Source organism: Streptomyces sp. TLI_146, assembly GCF_002846415.1.
Lineage (GTDB): Bacteria > Actinomycetota > Actinomycetes > Streptomycetales > Streptomycetaceae > Streptomyces.
The window spans coordinates 3503552-3522261 of record NZ_PJMX01000001.1 but is presented as its reverse complement, the minus strand read 5'-3'; the positions used below and the strand labels follow the sequence as shown (position 1 = coordinate 3522261).

Genomic DNA, 18710 nt, shown 5'->3' with positions numbered 1-18710 from the left:
GGGAGTGGGAGAAGGACATGGGACGCTGGCCGATGATGGGACGCCAAGTGGCCTCCCGGCGTACCGTGCTGGCTTCGCTGGCGGGGGTCGTGGCAGCCGGTGCGATCGCCGGATGCGACAGCAAGCACCCGTCGGCCAGAGGCGCCGCCGTCACAAGTGAACCACCGAAGCCCGTCTCGCTGCTCCCGGTCGACCACCGCAGCAGCTTCGACACCCCGGGCCGCCCGCTCGCCATGGCGATCGTCGCGCACCCGGACGACGACCTGTTCTTCATGAACCCGGACACGCTCCACACGATCGAGCGAGGCGTCCCGGTCGTCTCCGTGTACGTCACCGGCGGCGGCTCCTTCGGCGTCAACCAGGCACCCGGCGAGCCCAAGGCCCGCCCCGACGTGCCCGCCTACGTCTCCGCCCGCCAGCAGGGCCTGCGCCAGGCGTACGCCCGGATGCTGGGCGCGACCCTGTTCACCCCGTGGACGCGCACCGCCCTCAAGCTGCCCGGCGGGCGCGAGGCCGAGCTCAACGTCCTGGAGTACAACGGCCGCCGCGCCGAACTGATCTTCCTCGGCGTGCGGATGCACGAGAAGACCGGCCGCGGCTGGGTCGGCATGACCCAGCTGTGGAACACCCCCGGCGTGGTGCTGCGCACCCAGCCCACCCCCGAGTCCCCGGTCCGCGAGAAGTACACCTACAGCCGCGACGAGCTCACCGACGCGCTGCTGTTCCTGATGCGCAAGTACCGGCCCACGCTGGTGCGCACCCTCGACCCGGACCCCGACGCCCAGGTCCACGACAAGCTCCACCCGCGCGGCAGCGACCAGGTCGGCTACTCCGACCACCCCGACCACACCGCCGTCGCCCTGTTCACCTGGCGGGCGCTGGCCCAGTGGGGCCAGGGCAGCACCCAGGGCTCGCGCACCCCCGGCTTCCTCACCGAGGCCTTCCGCGGCTACTACAACCAGCGCTGGCCCTACAACCTGCCCAGCGACACCGTCCACCAGAAGACCGAGTACCTCAACGCCTACGGCGGCGCCTCCACCTGGCAGTGCGGCAACGGCTCCGGCTGCGGCGACTACTCCGTCGGCCTCAACGGCGTCCTCAAGTCCAAGAAGGGCTGGGTCCGCTCCACCCACCGCCGCTACCCGACCGCCGGCCCCAAGGTCGTCGTCGACAAGGACGGCCGGATGACCGCGTACGCCGTGCTCGGCACCCGCGCCGCCCGCTGGCGCGAGTCCGGCCCCTTCAGCGGCGGCTGGGGCACGGCCGAGGACCTCGGCGGCGGCCCGCTCGCCCCCGCCCTCAGCGCGGTCGCCGCCGCCGACGGCCGCCACCTCGTCTTCGGCCTGCGCTTCACCGACCTCGGCCCCACCGACAAGGACGACACCCGCGAGATAGTCGTCCTGCAGCAGAAGAGCGCGGGCGGCGACTTCGAGCAGCAGTGGACCAGCCTCGGCAACCCCGAGACCGACCCCCGCCGCAGCCGCCTCACCGGCCCGCCCACCGCCATCGCCGCCCCCGACGGCACCGTCCACGTCTTCGTGCGCAACGCCGCCAAGGGCGTCAGCACCCGCGTGCGCGACAAGCAGGGCACCTGGTCGCCGTGGCAGAAGCTGGCCGGCGGCGGACAGATCCAGGAAGGCCTCGCCGTCGCCCTCGACGGCGACGGCCGCGTCCACGTCTTCGGCTCCGCCTTCGGCTGGGTCGAGCACTGGGCCCAGAAGGACGCCGGCGGCGCCATGGTGCGCGCCGCCCGCGGCCTCAAGACCCGGCCCGGCGACGCACCCGACGCGGTCACCGCCAAGGACGGCTCCGTGCTGCTCGCCTACCACAAGCCCTCCAGCGAACAGGTCAACGTCGCCCAGCTGCGCGGCGGCCAGGCCGGGCGCTGGACCGAACTGCCCGACCAGAAGGTCACCGGCTACGGCCCCGTCGCCCTCGTCGACGGCCAGGACCTCGCCACCGGCGGCGTCATGCTCAGCTCGCGCAGCGGCACCGGCTCCATCGAGATGGTCGACAGCGGCAAGCAAGTCACCCTCCACGGCGACGCGTCCTCCGGCTTCATGGTCGGCGCCCCCGCCGTCGTCCAGAGCGCCGGCGAGGGCGTCGCCCTCGTCACGCTCGGCCTGAACACCACCCCCGCCGTCACCAGGGTCCCGCCGCGCGCGGGCACCGTCTGACCGACACACCGCACCGGCGCGCGACACCGGGCGGACCGGGAGCGAACAGGGGCGTACGGGACCATCCCGTACGCCTCTTCCGCACGGCCGCACGCCTGATCCGTACGCCTGATCCGCACGCCTCTCCGTACGCCTCATCCGCAGGCCCACGCGGGCTTCCGTGCGGGCGCGCCGCCCGCCCGCACTTACACCGCCTTCACGTTCGTACGAAAAGTCACAGCAGGCCTGGTCGGCGGGCCCGGCCTCCTAGACTGTCCGTATGACTTGGATGATCACAGGCGGTGCCGGCTACATCGGATCTCACGTGGTGAAGGCCCTCGTCGACGGCGGCGAGCAGGTCGTCGTCCTCGACGACCTCAGCACCGGAGACCCCGCCCGGCTGCCCGAAGGCGTCCGCCTGGAGCGCGGCACCGTCCTCGACCGCGACGTCCTCGACCGCGTACTGCGCGAGAACGACGTCGACGGCGTCATCCACATCGCCGCCAAGAAGCAGGTCGGCGAATCCGTCGAACGCCCCCTGCACTACTACCGCGAGAACGTCGAAGGCCTGCGCACCGTCCTGGAAGCCGCAGCCGAAGCCGGCGTCCGCCGCTTCCTGTTCTCCTCCTCCGCCGCCGTCTACGGCATGCCCGACGTCGACCTCGTCACCGAGCAGACCGAATGCCTGCCCATGAGCCCCTACGGCGAGACCAAGCTCGCGGGCGAATGGCTCGTCAGCGCCGTCGGCAAGGCCCACGGCATGGCCACCGCCTCCCTGCGCTACTTCAACGTGGCCGGCGCCGCCACCCCCGAACTCGGCGACCCCGGGATCTTCAACCTCGTCCCGATGGTCTTCGAGCGCCTCACCGACGGCAAGGCACCGCTCATCTTCGGCAACGACTACGCCACCCCCGACGGCACCTGCGTGCGCGACTACATCCACGTCGAGGACATCGCCACCGCCCACGTCGCCGCCGCCCGCCGGCTCGCCGCCGACCCCGAGGCCGCCCTCATCCTCAACATCGGCCGCGGCGAAGGCGCCTCCGTCGCCGAAATGGTCGACATCATCCGCGACGTCACCGGCATCACCGAGCCCGCCCCCGAGGTCGCCCCCCGCCGCGCCGGCGACCCCGCCCGCGTCGTCGCCTCCGCCGAGCTCATCACCAAGGAACTCGACTGGAGCGCCCGCCACGACATCCGCTCCATGATCACCTCCGCCTGGGAAGGCTGGCTGCTGCGCCACCCGCGCGACTGAGCCCCCGGAACCTGTGACGGCCCCCGCCCACCCCGGCGGGGGCCATCCCACGCCCCGTCCAACGCTCGAAACGGCCGTGCGCCCAGCCCCCGGCCTGGCATAGATTTCCCGGTGTGACAGTGGCAAGGCAGTACGTGACCCAGGCCCGCAGGATCGTCGTCAAGGTGGGCTCGTCCTCCCTCACCACCGCCTCCGGCGGCCTCGACGCCGACCGCGTCGACGCCCTCGTCGACGTCCTCGCCAAAGCCCGCAGCGGAAACTTCACTGCGGGCCGGAGGCCCTCCGTTGAGGGCGGTGGTGGGCGACGGGCGGGCGAGAAGGAAATAGTGCTGGTCTCCTCCGGCGCCATCGCCGCCGGACTCGCCCCCCTCGGCCTGCGCCGCCGCCCCACCGACCTCGCCCGCCAGCAGGCCGCCGCCAGCGTCGGCCAAGGCCTCCTCGTCGCCCGCTACACCGCCTCCTTCGCCCGCTACGGCGTACGCGTCGGACAGGTCCTCCTCACCAGCGACGACACCAGCCGCCGCGCCCACTACCGCAACGCCTACCGCACCCTCGACCAGCTCCTGGCCATGGGCGCCCTCCCCGTCGTCAACGAGAACGACACCGTCGCCACCGACGAGATCCGCTTCGGCGACAACGACCGCCTCGCCGCCCTCGTCGCCCACCTCGTCCGCGCCGACCTCCTCGTCCTGCTCTCCGACGTCGACGGCCTCTACGACGGCGACCCCAGCAAACCCGGCACCACCCGCATCGGCGAAGTCCACGGCCCCGACGACATCGCCCACGTACAGATCGGCAGCGCCGGCAAAGCAGGCGTCGGCACCGGCGGCATGGTCACCAAGGTCGAAGCCGCCCGCATCGCCGCCGCCGCAGGCGTCCCCGTCGTCCTCACCTCCGCCACCCACGCCGCCGACGCCCTCGCCGGACGCGACACCGGCACCTACTTCCACACCACCGGCCGCCGCAGCGCCGACCGCCTCCTGTGGCTCGCCCACGCCTCCACCCCCCAAGGCCACCTCGTCCTCGACGACGGAGCCGTACGCGCCGTCGTCGAACGCCACTCCTCCCTGCTGCCCGCCGGAATCGCCGCCGTCGAAGGCGAGTTCAGCGCCGGCGACCCCGTCGAACTGCGCGACACCACCGGCCGCGCCGTCGCCCGCGGACTCGTCAACTTCGACGCCAAGGAGATCCCCCAGCTCCTCGGCCGCTCCACCCGCGAACTCGCCCGCGAACTCGGCCCCGCCTACGAGCGCGAAGTCGTACACAGGGACGATCTGGTCGTTCTCCACCCCTGAAACGGCTGAAAGTCCGGCCTTCGAGCCGACACCTTCACGAAAACCGCCCCGCGACCCGGCCCGGACTGGTCAACTTTGTTGCGGGGTACTCGCGGGGGTGAGTGACCCGCGAGGGGTACGGCAACGCATCACAGCATCACAGGAGGCCGCCGGTGAGACGAGCGCGCCCGGGGGCGGCGCCCCGAGTCGGGGGAACCCACGCCCGCAGGGCCGTGGGGGAGGACGGGCCGACCCTGACCAGCGTGGGCACAGGGGCCGACATAGCGCAGACCGAAGAGCGGGAACAGCCCGGGGACACCCCCAGGCTCTGGCACATCACCCTCAGCGTCTCCGGCGCCGAGGCCCCGCTCAAAGAGGTCCGGCGCGGCCTCGAACAGCTCGCCCACGACCACCCCTTCTTACTGACCAGCAGATACGCGGGCGACCACGCCGAAATCCGCTACTGGGAAGAGGCCCGCGACCTGCACGACGCCGCCGCCGTCGCCCTCCGGCTCTGGGGCGAACACCGCTCCACCGCCAAACTCCCGCCCTGGGAGATCGTCGGCCTGGAAGTCATCGACCGCGAGACCTACCACCAGCGCCTCGCCGAAGGCTACGGACCGCCACCGGCCGCACCCGTCGGCGTGCACCCCTTTTGACACTCCGGCCAGCCGGAAACGACCACGACCGGACCGTGAGAACGCCGTCTCGGAGAGTGGAATCCGTGCGGAACACCCCCGCCCGGCGCACTACCCTGCGGACATGAGCGCGTCTACCCCGCACGAGAACATGTCCCCGGTCACCCAGGCCGCCCACCGGGCCCGCACGGCCGCCGCCGAAATCGCGCCATTGCCGCGCTCGGCCAAGGACGACGCGCTCCTGGCCATCGCCGACGCGCTCGAAGCACGCACCAAGGAGATCGTCGAGGCCAACGCCCTCGACATCGCCAAGGCCCGCGAAACCGGCACCAGCGAGACCGTCATCGACCGCCTCACCCTCACCCCCGAACGGGTCCGCGCCATCGCCTCCGACGTCCGCGACGTCGCAGCCCTGCCCGACCCCATCGGCGAAGTCGTCCGCGGCTCCACCCTCCCCAACGGCATCGACCTGCGCCAGATCAGAGTCCCCCTCGGCGTCGTCGGCATCATCTACGAAGCCCGGCCCAACGTCACCGTCGACGCCGCCGCCCTCTGCCTCAAATCCGGCAACGCCGTCCTGCTGCGCGGCTCCTCCTCCGCCTACGAGTCCAACACCGCACTCGTCCAGGTGCTGCGCGACGCCGTCAGCGGCGCCGGACTGCCCGCCGACGCCATCCAGCTCGTCCCCGGCGAATCCCGCGACTCCGTACGCGAACTGATGCGCGCCCGCGGCCTCGTCGACGTCCTCATCCCCCGCGGCGGCGCCTCCCTCATCCGCACCGTCGTCGAGGAATCCACCGTCCCCGTCATCGAGACCGGCACCGGCAACTGCCACGTCTACGTGGACGCCCAGGCCGACCTCGACATGGCCGTCGACATCCTCATCAACTCCAAGGCCTCCCGCCCCTCCGTCTGCAACGCGGCCGAAACGCTCCTCGTCCACCAGGACATCGCCGACGCCTTCCTGCCCCGCGCCCTCGACGCCCTCGCCGAAGCCGGCGTCACCGTCCACGGCGACGCACGCGTCCAGTCCTACGCCGACACCACCAAGGCGACCGTCGTCGCGGCCACCCCCGAGGACTGGGAAACCGAGTACCTCTCGTACGACATCGCCGCCGCCGTCGTCGACTCCCTCGACGCTGCCGTCACCCACATCCGGCAGTGGACCTCCGGCCACACCGAGGCGATCGTCACCACCTCCCAGGCCGCCGCACGCCGCTTCACCCAGTTGGTCGACTCCACCACCGTCGCCGTGAACGCCTCCACCCGCTTCACCGACGGCGGCCAGTTCGGCTTCGGCGCCGAGATCGGCATCTCCACCCAGAAGCTCCACGCCCGCGGCCCCATGGGCCTGCCCGAGCTCACCTCCACCAAGTACATCGTCACGGGAGACGGACACGTGCGATAGGAGGGAACCTCCCCCTTGGCGCCTCCGAGGGGGAGAGTTCGGACACTCCCTGCCCAAAACGACCGCGCCGGGGCTACGCTGAACCCGTGCCGGACGACGTGGGGGGCAAGCCGTTCCCGGACGGCTGGGAGCCCGACGACGACCGCGGGGGCGCGAACGACGCATTCGCCTCCGTGGTATTCGACGAGGACTTCGTACGAGCCGCCGAGATCCACGAACCAAGCGCCGTGGAACGGCTGTTGGCCGCCGCCCAGGCCCGCGCCGAAGCCGAAGCGGCCAGAGCCCGCGCCGGCGCGGGCATCGACGACGACTTCGCCTACCCCGCCCGCGACCCCGACGCCTACGGCTCCGCCTTCCCCGGCAGCGCCGAATCCGGCCCCTACGGCCCACACGGCGGCGCACTGCGCCCCTACCGCGGCCGGGCCCGCTGGCACCGCCCCGTCGCCTGGCTGCTCGCCCTGATCATGGGCATCGGCATGGTCGCCCTGGCCTTCGCGGCCGTCTACCGGGGCGCCTCCAGCAGCCGCGACGACCCCGCCCCGCACCCCACCACCAGCAACGTGGACAAGTCCGGGCTACCCATTCCGGCCACCGTCGGCCCCACCACCCCGACCGCATCGGCGGACTACTCGGCGCCTGCGGTCGCGGCTGTGCCTCGGAGGGGGTGAGGGGGGCGATCGGCGGGGGAGGGGGGCCTCCCCCCCCGCCCCCTCCCCACCCACCCCACGCCCCGCCCCCGCCCCACCCCTGACCACAGCTTTTGCGCGTCCCGACGGCCTCTCGACGACCTCCTGACAACGGGCCGGCAGTCCTCTGACCGCCCTCTGACCACGCCTTGAACAACCGCGTGCGAACTCGTCAGAACTTGTCGCGTACCAGCGCGTTTATCGGCCCCTCCCGCGACCTACCCTGAAGGTATGGCAGGGCGTGGAGAGCCACCCGAGGGGACCCCGGAGGGCCTCCCCGGCGGAGGTGAGGACGAGTACCGATCCGTCGTCTTCGACGAGTCGTTCGTTCGTGCTGCCCGCCTGCAGGAGTTCTCCGCCCAGGAACGGATGCGTGAGCACGCGCGTGCGGTGCGCAGCCGTCCCAGCTGGTCCTTCCGGCCCTTCACCAAGCAGATAGTCGCGCTGGTCGTCCTCCTCTTCGTCGCCTTCGGTACTGCCGTCTACATGGGCCTGCGCCATCCCTACCAGCCCGGTGGCGGCAGCGTCGCCGCCGAGCCCCTGCGGATGACCGTGATACCCCTGGCCCCGCAGAGCGTCGTCCCCGGCATCGACGTCGCCCGCCTGTTCGACCACAGCCCGGCCGCCCAGTTCCGCACCGGCGCCGACGGCATCAACCTCCCCGCCGTCCGCAGGACCGCCCACTTCTCGGAGAGCCAGATCATCGCCGGTGTGACCACCGCCAAGGAGTATCTGGTCCAGTCGTCCCTCGACCCGCAGGTCCTCACCGGCAAGTCCGTGCACCAGGTGCGGGCGCTGCTCGATCCGGAGCTGCTGACCCAGTTCGACCAGAGCATCGACAATCCGGCCGACGACGGCCGCCACGCCGCCACCGGCTGGCTGGTGCGCTTCGATCCGGCCAAAGTGGCCCTGGCCGACACCCAGGTGCGGGTGCAGGGCACCTTCCACTACGCCGAGTCCGGCCGGGACACCCTCGATGTGACGTCCGACCACACCTTCACGTACGCCCTGCGCCCGGCGGCGTCCGGCCCGGACAAGGTGGCGTCCCTCTTCACCGTCCGCCGTGAGCTGCACTTCCGCTTCGACCGCGACGACCTGCGACTGCACCGGGTCGAGCTGCAGTTCAGCTATGTGGAGGCCGGACCGCAGGCCTGCTCGGCCGATGTCTCCGCACAGCTGCGGCCGCTGCTCGCGGGCGAGCGGACCAGCGCGACCGGCCCGGCGGGCACCGATCCGTACGCGACCGGCCCCGCCACCGCGGCCCTCTGCGGCACCCTCGCCACCAGCGCCCAGCCGACGCCGTAGGCACCCGTCCTGGCCACAGCCCCAGGCGCCCCTGCGCCACCCTGCCCGGCCGGGAAGGTCCTGCCAGGACGCCAGATGCCAGGAAGCCAGGCGTTCGGAAGGCAGGGCGTTCGGAAGTCAGGGCGTTCGGAAGTCAGGGCGTCCGGAAGCTACGCATCCCGGCCCGGCTCGTCCTGCGGCCCGTCGCCGTCCGCCGCCGGGCCGGAGGGGCGGTCCTGCGGTCCGCCCTTCGCCCCGTTCGAAGGGCCGCCGTCGGCCGGCCGGTCTGAGGTGCGCGAGGCGGAGCCCGCGCCCGTGAACTTGCCGTACAGCTTGCCGCCCAGGTCCGCCGTGCCGCCGGCTATGTCGCCGACCAGCTTCATCAGCGGGTCCTTGCTCGTGCGGACCGTCTCGGCGTACGAGGCGGCGGACTCGCGGAACGAGTCGGAGACCGAGGTGTCCTTGTCCTCCTCACGACGGGGGTAGTGGCCGTCCATCAGGCGCTGGTAGTCGCGGCTCGCGGCCCACTTCTTCAGCTCGGCCGCGCGCACCGTGGTGAACGGGTGCGAGCGGGGCAGCACGTTCAGGATCTTCAGGACCGAGTCGCGCAGGTCGCCGCCCGCCTCGTACTCCTCGGCCTGCTCCAGGAACGCGTCCACGTTCATCTCGTGGAGGTGGTTGCCGCCCGCTATCTTCATCAGGCCCCGCATCGAGGCCTGCAAGTCCTGGCCGACGAGCAGCCCGGCCCGGTCGGCGGACAGCTCGGACTTGCGGAACCACTCGCGCAGCGCCGTCACGATCGCCATCACCGCCACGTTGCCCAGCGGGATCCAGGCGATCTTCAGCGCCAGGTTGGTGAGGAAGAGCAGGATCGTGCGGTAGACGGAGTGGCCGGACAGGGCGTGGCCCACCTCGTGGCCGACGACCGCGCGCATCTCCTCCTCGTCGAGCAGCTCCACCAGGCCCGTGGTGACGACGATGATCGGCTCGTCGAGGCCGATGCACATCGCGTTCGGCCGGGGGTCCTGTGTCACGTACATCGGGGGGACCTTCTCCAGGTCCAGGATGTAACAGGCGTCCCGCAGCATGGCGTTGAGGTGGGCGAACTGGGCGTCGCTCACGCGCACGGAGTCGGAGAGGAACAGCAGGCGCAGGCTGCGCTCCGGCAGCAGCCCGCTGAGCGCCTTGAAGACCGTGTCGAAGCCGCTGAGCTTGCGCAGCGCCACCAGCGCCGACCGGTCCGCGGGGTGTTCGTAGGCCCGGGAGGAGATCCCGGGGAAGCGTCGGCGCTGCCTGCTCGGCACGCTGTCCTGGATGTCGTCGGTCATAGGTGTCCCCCTGTCTGAGAGTCTCGGCTCGTCCCCCTGACGACATCCACCCTAGGCGGTGGGGCTACCGTGGGGCGGGGGCCTGTGGATAACCAAGGAGACACCTGCCATGACGGATGCCGTCACGCTTCTCGCCGCCGCCTCGGACCAGCAGGGACCCGGCAATGTGCTGCGGATCCTGCTGGTCGTGTCGATCCTCGGTGCGGGCGGCCTCGCCTGGCTGCTGCTGCGCGGCTACCGCTCCGACGAGGGTGGCGACGCGGCCGCGGCCGAGCCGGACGGCGTGGCGAGCCGGGGTGCGAGCCCCGACGCGGAGGGCGCCGTCAAGGACTGAACGGCTGAGTCGGCGTGAGAGTGCCCGGGCGGCCCGCATACGATGAGCCCGAAGTCTCCGCTCCGACTCCCGGATAGGTCCTGCTGACGATGAGCCTCACCAGCACCGCCGCCACGCACCTGGTCACCCTCGCCGAGGGCACCGAGCACGGCGGCAACCACGAAAGCCTCAGCCCGTACGTCACCGGTGGCGGCGCCCTGTTCGCGCTGCTGCTCCTGCTGTGGATCACCACGCGCTTCAACCGCGACCGCTGAGTCGGGGCGTTTCCACCGGGCCAGTAGGCTCTGCACGCATGGGAGAGCAGGAAGTGCCTACCGGTCCGGTCAAGCGGCGCATCGGCGTGATGGGCGGGACGTTCGACCCGATCCACCACGGACACCTGGTGGCCGCCAGCGAGGTGGCCTCTCAGTTCCATCTGGACGAGGTCGTGTTCGTGCCGACGGGGCAGCCGTGGCAGAAGAGCCACAAAAACGTCTCCGCGCCCGAGGACCGGTATCTGATGACGGTCATCGCGACCGCGTCCAACCCGCAGTTCTCGGTGAGCCGGATCGACATCGACCGCGGCGGTGCGACGTACACCGTGGACACGCTGCGGGATCTGCGCGCCCTCAACAGCGACGCGGACCTGTTCTTCATCACCGGCGCCGACGCGCTCTCGCAGATCCTCACCACCTGGCGTGACGTGGACGAGCTGTTCTCGCTCGCCCACTTCATCGGGGTGACCCGGCCCGGCCACATACTGACGGACGACGGTCTGCCCGAGGGCGGGGTGTCGCTGGTGGAGGTGCCCGCTCTGGCGATCTCGTCGACGGACTGCCGGGCGCGGGTCGCGCAGGGCGACCCGGTCTGGTATCTGGTTCCGGACGGCGTGGTGCGCTACATCGACAAGCGCCAGCTCTACCGCGGCGAGTGAGAGAAGGGCACCCGGTGAACGACCGACAGGACCCGTACGACCCCTATGCGCCGCAGGTGCAGCTTGTCGGTTATGACGAGTACGGGCAGCCGGTGTACCAACAGGTGCCCCAGCAGGCTTCGTACGACCCGTACGCCCAGGCCCAGCCGCAGCAGCCCCACCAGTCTCAGCAGACCCAGCCCTCCCAGCAGGATCACCAGGGGCAGCAGGGCCAGCAGCAGGGCGGTTACGGGTACGACCCGTACGCCCAGCAGCAGCCCTCGTACGACTACACTTACGACACCTACGGCCAGTCCGCGCAGCCGTCCGTGCCCCAGCAGAACCAGGGGTACGGCTACGACACCGCGCAGCAGTGGGGCCGCGAACAGCCCCCGGCCCAGGCCTCCCCGGCGCAGGCCCCCGTGCGGGAGCCCGAGCCCGAGCCGGTGGCCGAGCAGATCCCGGTGCTGCCGCAGCAGCGCAAGGACGAACGCGACTACCGCACCGAGCAGTTCTCGTTCATCGAGGAGCCCGACGAGGACTCCGAAGACGTCATCGACTGGCTGAAGTTCACCGAGAGCCGCAGCGAGCGGCGCGAGGAGGCGCGGCGGCGCGGCCGCAACCGCGTGGTCGCGCTGGTCGTCGTCCTCGCCCTCGCGGCGGTCGGCGGCGTCGGCTACCTGTGGGCCGCGGGCAAGCTGCCCGGCCTGTCGTCGTCCTCGGACTCCAAGAAGCCGGGGGTCGCGGTCGGGGCGCAGAAGCGGGACGTGATCGTCGTCCATCTGCACAACACGGCGAAGGGCGGCACCTCCACGGCGCTGCTCGTCAACAACGCGACCACCAAGCAGGGCACCACCGTCCTGCTGCCCAACACCCTCGCCGTCTCCAACGACGACGGCACCCGCACCACGCTCGGCAAGTCCGTCGACAGCGACGGCTCGCAGGGCACCCGTGAGGCGCTCGGCGCCCTGCTCGGAACCAAGATCACCGGAACCTGGCGGCTGGACACGCCCTTCCTGCAGAACCTGGTCGACCTGGTCGGCAACATCGACATCAGTACGGATGCCGATGTGCCGGGCGCCAAGGCGGACGCGGCCCCCGTGGTCAAGAAGGGCGACGACCAGACACTGACCGGTCAGATGGCCGTGGCGTACGCCACGTACAAGGCGCCCGGCGAGGCCGACGCCAAGCAGCTGCAGCGGTTCGGGCAGGTCATGTACGGGGTGCTGCGCAAGATCTCGGACGACCCCAAGGCCGCGACGATCACCGTGCAGACGCTGGCGCAGATCCTCGACCCCTCGCTGCCCGAGTCGGACCTCGGCGCCTCGCTGGCCAAGCTCGCCGAGCACGCCAAGGTCGGTGCCTACAAGACGGCGCTGCTGCCCGTCCAGCCGGACGGCACGCTCAGCGCGCAGGCCGGTGACAGCGTGGTCAAGGACATCCTGGGCGGCTCGGTCACGGCCCCCGACAAGGGCGCGGCGGTCCGGGTCGGCGTCAGCAACGCCAGCGGCAACCCGAAGGCGGCCGACAAGGCCCGGGTCGACCTGGTCAACGGCGGCTACGCCGTCATCGACGCGGGCGGCGCGAGCACGGCGGCGTCGTCCTCCGTCACCTACGGTGACACAGGGCAGAAGGCGAAGGCCGAAGAGGTCGCCAAGACGCTGGGGCTGCCGGCCGGTGCGGTCAAGCAGGGCAAGGCCGCGGCCAACGCGGACGTCACCGTGGTGCTCGGCAAGGACTACAAGATCAAGTAATCCTTTCGGGGCTGTCGGCGGTCCGTGAGATCCTGGAGAACGATCTGAATCGATCTGACCGCCGACGAAAGCCAGCTTGTGACCGCCACGGACCGTTCCATCGAGCTCATCACCGCCGCCGCTCAGGCGGCCGCCGACCGGCTCGCGCACGACATCATCGCGTACGACGTCAGCGACGTGCTGTCGATCACCGACGCCTTCCTGCTCGCCTCCGCCCCCAACGACCGCCAGGTCAAGTCGATCGCGGAGGAGGTCGAGGAGCGTCTGAACAAGGAGCTCGGCGCCAAGCCGGTGCGCCGCGAGGGCGACCGCGACGCCCGCTGGATCCTGCTCGACTACGTCGACATCGTCGTGCACGTCCAGCACAGCGAGGAGCGCGTCTTCTACGCCCTGGAGCGGCTCTGGAAGGACTGCCCCGAGCTGCCGCTCCCCGAGGACGCGGTGAAGACCCGCGGCAAGGCCGCCGAGCACGCCCAGCTGCACGGTGGGACGGAGGACGGTGAGCTGAGCTGAACAGCAGCGACGCCAAGCCGGGCCGGGGCCGCCGGGTCGTCCTGTGGCGGCACGGCCAGACCGCGTGGAACCTGGAGCGCCGCTTCCAGGGCTCCACGGACATCGAGCTGACCGAGGCCGGTCTCGGCCAGGCGCGCCGCGCGGCGCGCCTGCTGGCGGCCCTGAAGCCGGACGCCATCGTCGCCTCCGACCTCAAGCGGGCCGCGGCGACCGCCGACGAGCTGGCCGCGGTCTCCGGGCTGCCGGTGACCCACGACTCGGCTCTGCGGGAGACGTACGCGGGCGCCTGGCAGGGCCTGACCCACGAGGAGATCGTGGAGCGCTACGGCGAGCAGTACGCGGCGTGGAAGCGCGGCGAGCCGGTGCGCCGGGGCGGCGGCGAGCTGGAGACCGAGGTGGCCGACCGGGCCGCCCCCGTGGTCCTCGCCCACGCCGACAAGCTGCCCGACGACGGCACCCTGGTCGTGGTCAGCCACGGCGGGACGATCCGTACGACCATCGGCCGTCTCCTGGGGCTGGAGGCGCACCACTGGGAGGGCCTGGGCGGGCTCTCCAACTGCTGCTGGTCCGTCCTCGGCGAGGGCGCGCGCGGGTGGCGCCTGCTGGAGCACAACGCCGGGACGCTCCCCGAGCCGGTGCTCGGCGACGACGACTGAGGCGGCTATCAGCCGCCTCCGGCGCGGCCGCCGGGGCGCGCCCGGCGCCCGCCCGGGCGGTGCGACCACCGGATTTCACTTTCCGGCAGGTCACAGGCTAAAGTTCTTCTTGTTCGCAGCGCGGGAGCGCGGGAAACAAAGCGAACAGCGGGGCTATAGCTCAGTTGGTAGAGCGCCTGCATGGCATGCAGGAGGTCAGGAGTTCAATTCTCCTTAGCTCCACAGGAACGGGATCCCGTCCGGTCGTCAGACCGGGCGGGATTTCGCGTTTCCGGGGCGCCGCACGCCCGCTGCCCGCACGCCCGCCCCTCGCACGTCCCGCGGCCCGGCCGAGGCCGCGGGTGTGAGGCGGCCGCCCAGCCCCGTGCCCGCGCGGCCGCCTCACGCCCAGATCTTCTCCCGCATCTCCCTCAGCGTCGCCGTACGCGCGCCGCTCTCGGTGTCGTTCGGCGTGTACGTGACGATCCGGCACTCCGGCATCCCGTTGATGGACAGCGACACCGACGTCATCCGTATCTCGCCCACCGCCGGGTGCCGGAAGGTCTTCACGCGCGGTCCCGGCGGCACCACGTCGCCGTTCCTCCACAGCCGCGCGAAGTACGGGCTCGCCTCGGAGAGCGCGGCGATGAACGACTCCCAGGCGGGCTCCCCGGCGTGGCGGCCGTACTCCGAGCGCAGGGTCGCCACCATCACCGGCAGCTCCTTCTCCCGGAACATGACCGGAGAGGCCGCCTCCGGCACGGTGAACAGCGTCCACAGCACGTTGCGCACGCCCGTCGACCGGATCTCCGGGATGTCGAACAGGTCCCGGTAGGCGGGGTTGGTCGCCAGGATGTCGTAGCGCCCGTTGTAGACCACGGCCGGATGCGGATCCAGTGCGTCGATGATGCCCTGGATCTCCGGGCCCACCTCCACCACCGGAGCCTCCCGGTCCGGCTCGCAGGGCACGTCCGCCAGGTGGTACAGGTGCTCGCGCTCGGGCTCGTCCAGGCGCAGGGTGCGCGCCACCGCGTCCAGGACCTGCGGCGAGGCGTTGATCGGGCGGCCCTGCTCCAGCCAGGTGTACCAGGTCACGCCGACTCCGGAGAGCTGGGCGACCTCCTCCCGGCGCAGCCCGGGCGTGCGCCGCCGCAGGCCCGGCGGCATGCCCACGTCGGCCGGCGTGACCCGCGCGCGTCTGCTGCGCAGGAACGCGGCGAGTTCCGGTCTCCGGCGTCCGTTCGGTGCGGCCACAGTCGTCACGTCCCCCATCGTCGATCCCGTCGCCCGCTCCTGCCAGGTGCTGTCAGTACCAGCATCAGCGGGCTCTCGTTACCCGTATCCGCCCGGGGTCAGGCTGGCTGCCATGACCACCGCGCTTCCCACGGGCCCAAGTCCCTTACTCAGTAAAGACCGTGCCACTGACAACCGGCCCCCGCTGCTGCTCGCGATCGTGCTCGCGGCGCAGTTCATGGCGCTCCTCGACGTCTTCATCGTCAACGTCGCCGCCCCCACCATCCGCGCCGAACTGCACGCCTCCGGCGCCGCGTTGCAGCTGGTCGTCGCCGGATACACCATCGCGTACGCGGTGCTGCTCATCACCGGGGCGCGCCTGGGCGACCTGCTCGGGCACCGCCGCCTCTACCTGGCCGGGCTGGCCGTCTTCACGGCCGCCTCGCTCGCCTGCGGCCTGGCCGGGACGGCCGGCCAGCTGATCGCATTCCGGCTGGTGCAGGGCGCCGGATCGGCGCTGATGATCCCGCAGGTGCTCAGCCTCATCCAGCGCAACTTCACCGGCGAGGCACGCGTGCGTGCCCTCGGGGTCTACTCCGCCGTGCTCGCCACCGGAGCGGCCGCCGGGCAGGTCCTGGGCGGCATCCTGGTCAGCGCCGACCTCTTCGGCACCAGCTGGCGGCCGGTGTTCCTGGTCAACGTGCCCATCGGGATCGTGCTGCTGGCGCTCGGCGTGCGCCACCTGCCCCGGGAACGCCGCGAGCACCGCGGCGCGGCCCGCTGGGCACGCGACCTGGACCTGCCCGGCCTGGTGCTGCTCGGCGCCTCCGTCACGCTGCTCACGGTGCCCCTGGTGCTCGGCCAGGAGGAGGACTGGCCGCTGTGGGCCTGGCTGTCGCTGGCGTCCAGCGCGCTGCTGTTCGCCGCGTTCTGGGCGTACGAGTCGCGCCTGGCCCGGCGCGGCGGCGCCCCGCTGATCGCACCCAGGGTGCTGCGGCTGCCCGGCATGGGCCTCGCGGTCGTCCGGATCGCCATCGTGATGGCCATCAACGCGGGCTTCCTGTTCACCCTCACCCTGCACATCCAGGGCGGCCTCGGCTACAGCGCGCTGCGCGCGGGACTGACCTTCGCGCCGACCGCCGTGGTCTTCGGCACGGTCGGGCTCACCTGGCGGCGCTGGCCCGCCCGCTGGCAACGGGCGCTGGTGCCGGGCGGATTCGCGCTGACCGCGGTGTCGACCCTGGCGACCGGTCTGCTCCAGCGCGGCGGCGGTACGGGCGGGCTGGTCGTCTACGTGACGTACGCCGGTGTCGGCGCCGGCCTGGCGCTGGCCTTCAGCCCCACCTTCGCGGGGGCGCTCGCGGGCGTACGGCCCGAGGACGCGGCGGACGCCAGCGGACTGCTCGCCACCGTGAACCAGCTGGGCCAGCTGATCGGCGTCGCCGCCTTCGGCACGCTCTTCCTGAACCGGCTCACGACGGGGGCGCACACCTCCGGCGGCGCGCTGTGGGCGTGCTCTCTCGCGCTGGCCGGAGCGGCCCTCGCGGGGGCGCTGACGGGTCTCGTATCACGACGTCGCTGACCCTCTTGCGCGACCATGGCAGAATCGTGACGGCCGGAGGGGGACGACGGACCGAACGGGAGGGAGACCGCGATGCCTACGAGCCGCGACGACATCCCGGACCTGTCCGGTGCGCCGCGGACAGCGACCCGGATCAGCTGTCCTTCCTGCGGTTCCTCCCGTGTGGCGCAGATGCTCGGCGACAGCGGCGGCGTCTCCTACGTGTGCACGGCCTGCGGCCACAGCTGGAGCTGAGATGGGTGCACACAGGCGGAAGTGCGACTGGTGCGGCAGCGGTACGCCGATCGTCCGGGACATGGAACCGGTCAACGCCGACTACCAGTACTGGTGCGAGGAATGCGCGCGGGCGCTGATCATAAAAGGCGACCCCATCGAGACCTACCGGGAGCTGGAGGGGGAGCCGATCTACGGCCGTCTCCTGGAGGCGCACTGCACCCTCAAGAGGTTCTACTCCTTCGCCACGGCCTGAGCGGCGCCGCCCGCCGCGGCCCGAGCGCCACCGCCGCCACGAAGGCGGCCCCGGCCAGCGGATAGAGCGCCGAGAGCGCCATCTGCAGCCCGTTCTGGGCTAGTTCGGGGCGGTCCGCCCCGTGGGGCACCCACCACAGGGCGTACGAGCCGAAGACCAGGGCGGCGAGTGCCCCGCGGACCCGGTGGGCCCCGAGCAGCACGAGCCCGGGCACGCACCACACCCAGTGGTGCGACCAGGAGACCGGGCTCACCAGGAGCGCCGTGGCCGCGCAGCACAGCACCGCCCGGGCCCGCTCGCCGCGCAGCTCGGCCCGGACCGCCGCATACAGGCCGAGCACCGCCGTGAGGGCCGCGGCCGCCGTCCACCAGGCACCCGGGGCGCCGGTGTGCAGCAGCCGGGCCAGCACTCCGCGCAGCGACTGGTTCGCGGTGTCCTCGGCGTGGCCGACCCGGCTCGTCTCGAAGACCGTCGACGTCCAGAACCGGCGCGAGTCGGCGGGCAGCGCGACGGCGGTCGCCAGCGTCGCCCCGGCGAACACCGCCAGCGCCGTCGCCGCCTGCCGCAGCCACGGGTTCGCACCCGCTCCACGCGCGCGTACGAGACCGGTGAGCAGCAGGAACAGCGCGAACAGCGCCGGTGTGAGCTTCACCGCGGCCGCGAGGCCGATGCCCGCGCCCGCCCCCCGGTGGCCCGCCCGCCGGGTCAGATCCCACAGGACGGCGACCGCGAGCAGCAGATTGATCTGGCCGTAGCGCAGGGTCGTCCACACCGGCTCGCACCACACCGCGAGCGCCGCCACCCACAGCGCGGCCCCCGGCCGCTCCCGCCCCGCCAGCCGCAGCGAGAGGTGGGCGAGCGCGACAAGGAGGGCGAGGTTCGCCATCGTGGCGAGCGTGCGCATCTCGGGCACGCCCAGCAGCGTCAGCGGGGTGAACAGCAGCGCGGCGAACGGCGGGTAGGTGGTGGGCAGCCTCGCGCGCGTGGCGCGCATCTCGTACAGATCCGCCCCGGCCCGTACGGTTCCTCCCTCCGCCCGGTAGACCATCAGGTCGATCATCGACACCCCGGCGGCCCGCTGGGCGACCCAGAAGACGGCGAACGAGAGCAGGCAGGCCGCGGCGGCGAGCGCCACGGGGCGGCGGACGGGGGTGAGACGGGCGGCGGTCTGCGCGAGCACGTTCACGGTCACGAAAGGGGACGTTACCGGCCCTGTCCGTACAGAACGGCAATCGATTTGGTGGAGTGCCGGGGGGACCGTGTAATGTT

At 71.9% G+C, this 18710-nt stretch carries 19 protein-coding genes and 1 tRNA gene; 17 read left to right on the top strand and 3 right to left on the bottom strand.

Translation table 11 applies throughout. The annotated features are described in order from the left end of the window. The first annotated feature begins 17 nt into the window (after positions 1–17). The 7 genes from BX283_RS16020 (at position 18) to BX283_RS15990 (ending at position 8722) form a co-directional block, all read left to right on the top strand. Positions 18–2177 carry a PIG-L family deacetylase gene (locus BX283_RS16020; RefSeq protein WP_101388289.1) on the top strand — a complete coding sequence of 720 codons (2160 nt, stop codon included), beginning with the start codon at positions 18–20 and terminating at the stop codon, positions 2175–2177. A gap of 259 nt (positions 2178–2436) precedes the next feature. Continuing rightward, positions 2437–3411, top strand: a complete 975-nt coding sequence (galE, locus tag BX283_RS16015) for a UDP-glucose 4-epimerase GalE (protein WP_101388288.1) — start codon at positions 2437–2439, stop codon at positions 3409–3411. A gap of 113 nt (positions 3412–3524) precedes the next feature. Continuing rightward, on the top strand, positions 3525–4706 hold the full coding sequence (gene proB / locus BX283_RS16010; protein WP_101388287.1) for a glutamate 5-kinase: 1182 nt from the start codon (positions 3525–3527) through the stop codon (positions 4704–4706). Positions 4707–4858: 152 nt separating this feature from the next. Beyond that, positions 4859–5344, top strand: coding sequence for a hypothetical protein (locus BX283_RS16005; protein ID WP_101388286.1), 486 nt, complete (start codon positions 4859–4861; stop codon positions 5342–5344). A gap of 103 nt (positions 5345–5447) precedes the next feature. Then, positions 5448–6731 (top strand): glutamate-5-semialdehyde dehydrogenase, encoded by a 1284-nt coding sequence (locus BX283_RS16000; RefSeq protein ID WP_101388285.1) that lies wholly within the window; start codon positions 5448–5450, stop codon positions 6729–6731. Positions 6732–6817: 86 nt separating this feature from the next. Then, complete coding sequence (locus tag BX283_RS15995; protein WP_101388284.1) at positions 6818–7399, top strand: hypothetical protein; 582 nt, start codon at positions 6818–6820, stop codon at positions 7397–7399. A 249-nt stretch (positions 7400–7648) separates the two neighbouring features. Then, a complete protein-coding gene (locus BX283_RS15990; protein WP_101388283.1) occupies positions 7649–8722 on the top strand; it encodes a hypothetical protein in 1074 nt (357 codons plus the stop codon). A 149-nt stretch (positions 8723–8871) separates the two neighbouring features. On the opposite strand, the gene BX283_RS15985 is transcribed toward BX283_RS15990, so the two are convergent. Continuing rightward, the gene (locus tag BX283_RS15985; protein ID WP_101388282.1) at positions 8872–10029 is read right to left on the bottom strand and encodes a M48 family metallopeptidase; all 1158 of its coding nucleotides are present in this window, start codon (positions 10027–10029) and stop codon (positions 8872–8874) included. A 109-nt stretch (positions 10030–10138) separates the two neighbouring features. Here BX283_RS15985 and BX283_RS15980 point away from each other — a divergent pair, with 109 nt between their 5' ends. The 7 genes from BX283_RS15980 to BX283_RS15955 all read left to right on the top strand — a co-directional run bounded on the left by BX283_RS15980 (position 10139) and on the right by BX283_RS15955 (position 14400). Next, complete coding sequence (locus BX283_RS15980; protein WP_101388281.1) at positions 10139–10363, top strand: hypothetical protein; 225 nt, start codon at positions 10139–10141, stop codon at positions 10361–10363. Positions 10364–10452: 89 nt separating this feature from the next. Next, positions 10453–10617, top strand: a complete 165-nt coding sequence (locus tag BX283_RS40635) for a hypothetical protein (protein ID WP_180357169.1) — start codon at positions 10453–10455, stop codon at positions 10615–10617. A 38-nt stretch (positions 10618–10655) separates the two neighbouring features. Further along, positions 10656–11276 (top strand): nicotinate-nucleotide adenylyltransferase, encoded by a 621-nt coding sequence (gene nadD / locus BX283_RS15975; protein ID WP_101388280.1) that lies wholly within the window; start codon positions 10656–10658, stop codon positions 11274–11276. Between the two features lie 14 nt (positions 11277–11290). Further along, positions 11291–13009: an LCP family protein gene (locus BX283_RS15970; protein WP_101388279.1), complete on the top strand. Its 1719-nt coding sequence runs from the start codon at positions 11291–11293 to the stop codon at positions 13007–13009. A 78-nt stretch (positions 13010–13087) separates the two neighbouring features. Further along, on the top strand, positions 13088–13522 hold the full coding sequence (gene rsfS, locus BX283_RS15965; protein ID WP_067158886.1) for a ribosome silencing factor: 435 nt from the start codon (positions 13088–13090) through the stop codon (positions 13520–13522). Beyond that, positions 13519–14178 (top strand): histidine phosphatase family protein, encoded by a 660-nt coding sequence (locus tag BX283_RS15960; protein WP_101388278.1) that lies wholly within the window; start codon positions 13519–13521, stop codon positions 14176–14178. The genes rsfS and BX283_RS15960 overlap by 4 nt, the downstream gene beginning before the upstream one ends. Before the next feature lie 149 nt (positions 14179–14327). Further along, positions 14328–14400 (top strand) — tRNA-Ala (locus BX283_RS15955). A gap of 159 nt (positions 14401–14559) precedes the next feature. Here BX283_RS15955 and BX283_RS15950 read toward each other — a convergent pair. Further along, the gene (locus BX283_RS15950) at positions 14560–15429 is read right to left on the bottom strand and encodes a helix-turn-helix transcriptional regulator (protein WP_101388277.1); all 870 of its coding nucleotides are present in this window, start codon (positions 15427–15429) and stop codon (positions 14560–14562) included. Between the two features lie 181 nt (positions 15430–15610). Here BX283_RS15950 and BX283_RS15945 point away from each other — a divergent pair, with 181 nt between their 5' ends. The 3 genes from BX283_RS15945 to BX283_RS15940 all read left to right on the top strand — a co-directional run bounded on the left by BX283_RS15945 (position 15611) and on the right by BX283_RS15940 (position 17441). Next, the gene (locus BX283_RS15945; protein ID WP_257584307.1) at positions 15611–16972 is read left to right on the top strand and encodes an MFS transporter; all 1362 of its coding nucleotides are present in this window, start codon (positions 15611–15613) and stop codon (positions 16970–16972) included. A 72-nt stretch (positions 16973–17044) separates the two neighbouring features. Continuing rightward, positions 17045–17206: a hypothetical protein gene (locus tag BX283_RS40630; protein ID WP_180357167.1), complete on the top strand. Its 162-nt coding sequence runs from the start codon at positions 17045–17047 to the stop codon at positions 17204–17206. Position 17207: 1 nt separating this feature from the next. Next, entirely contained in the window at positions 17208–17441 is a 234-nt protein-coding gene (locus BX283_RS15940; protein ID WP_067158879.1) for a hypothetical protein, read from the top strand. Here the strand turns inward: BX283_RS15940 and BX283_RS15935 are convergent. Then, entirely contained in the window at positions 17410–18633 is a 1224-nt protein-coding gene (locus BX283_RS15935; protein ID WP_257582890.1) for a glycosyltransferase 87 family protein, read from the bottom strand. The genes BX283_RS15940 and BX283_RS15935 overlap by 32 nt on opposite strands. Between the last annotated feature and the right edge of the window lie 77 nt (positions 18634–18710).

Coding starts and splice junctions, on each gene's coding strand:
- BX283_RS16020 (WP_101388289.1), top strand. CDS start 18: ATGGGACGCTGGCCGATGATGGGACGCCAAGTGGCCTCCCGGCGTACC.
- galE (WP_101388288.1), top strand. CDS start 2,437: ATGACTTGGATGATCACAGGCGGTGCCGGCTACATCGGATCTCACGTG.
- BX283_RS16000 (WP_101388285.1), top strand. CDS start 5,448: ATGAGCGCGTCTACCCCGCACGAGAACATGTCCCCGGTCACCCAGGCC.
- BX283_RS15990 (WP_101388283.1), top strand. CDS start 7,649: ATGGCAGGGCGTGGAGAGCCACCCGAGGGGACCCCGGAGGGCCTCCCC.
- BX283_RS15985 (WP_101388282.1), bottom strand. CDS start 10,029: ATGACCGACGACATCCAGGACAGCGTGCCGAGCAGGCAGCGCCGACGC.
- BX283_RS15980 (WP_101388281.1), top strand. CDS start 10,139: ATGACGGATGCCGTCACGCTTCTCGCCGCCGCCTCGGACCAGCAGGGA.
- BX283_RS40635 (WP_180357169.1), top strand. CDS start 10,453: ATGAGCCTCACCAGCACCGCCGCCACGCACCTGGTCACCCTCGCCGAG.
- nadD (WP_101388280.1), top strand. CDS start 10,656: ATGGGAGAGCAGGAAGTGCCTACCGGTCCGGTCAAGCGGCGCATCGGC.
- BX283_RS15950 (WP_101388277.1), bottom strand. CDS start 15,429: ATGGGGGACGTGACGACTGTGGCCGCACCGAACGGACGCCGGAGACCG.
- BX283_RS40630 (WP_180357167.1), top strand. CDS start 17,045: ATGCCTACGAGCCGCGACGACATCCCGGACCTGTCCGGTGCGCCGCGG.
- BX283_RS15940 (WP_067158879.1), top strand. CDS start 17,208: ATGGGTGCACACAGGCGGAAGTGCGACTGGTGCGGCAGCGGTACGCCG.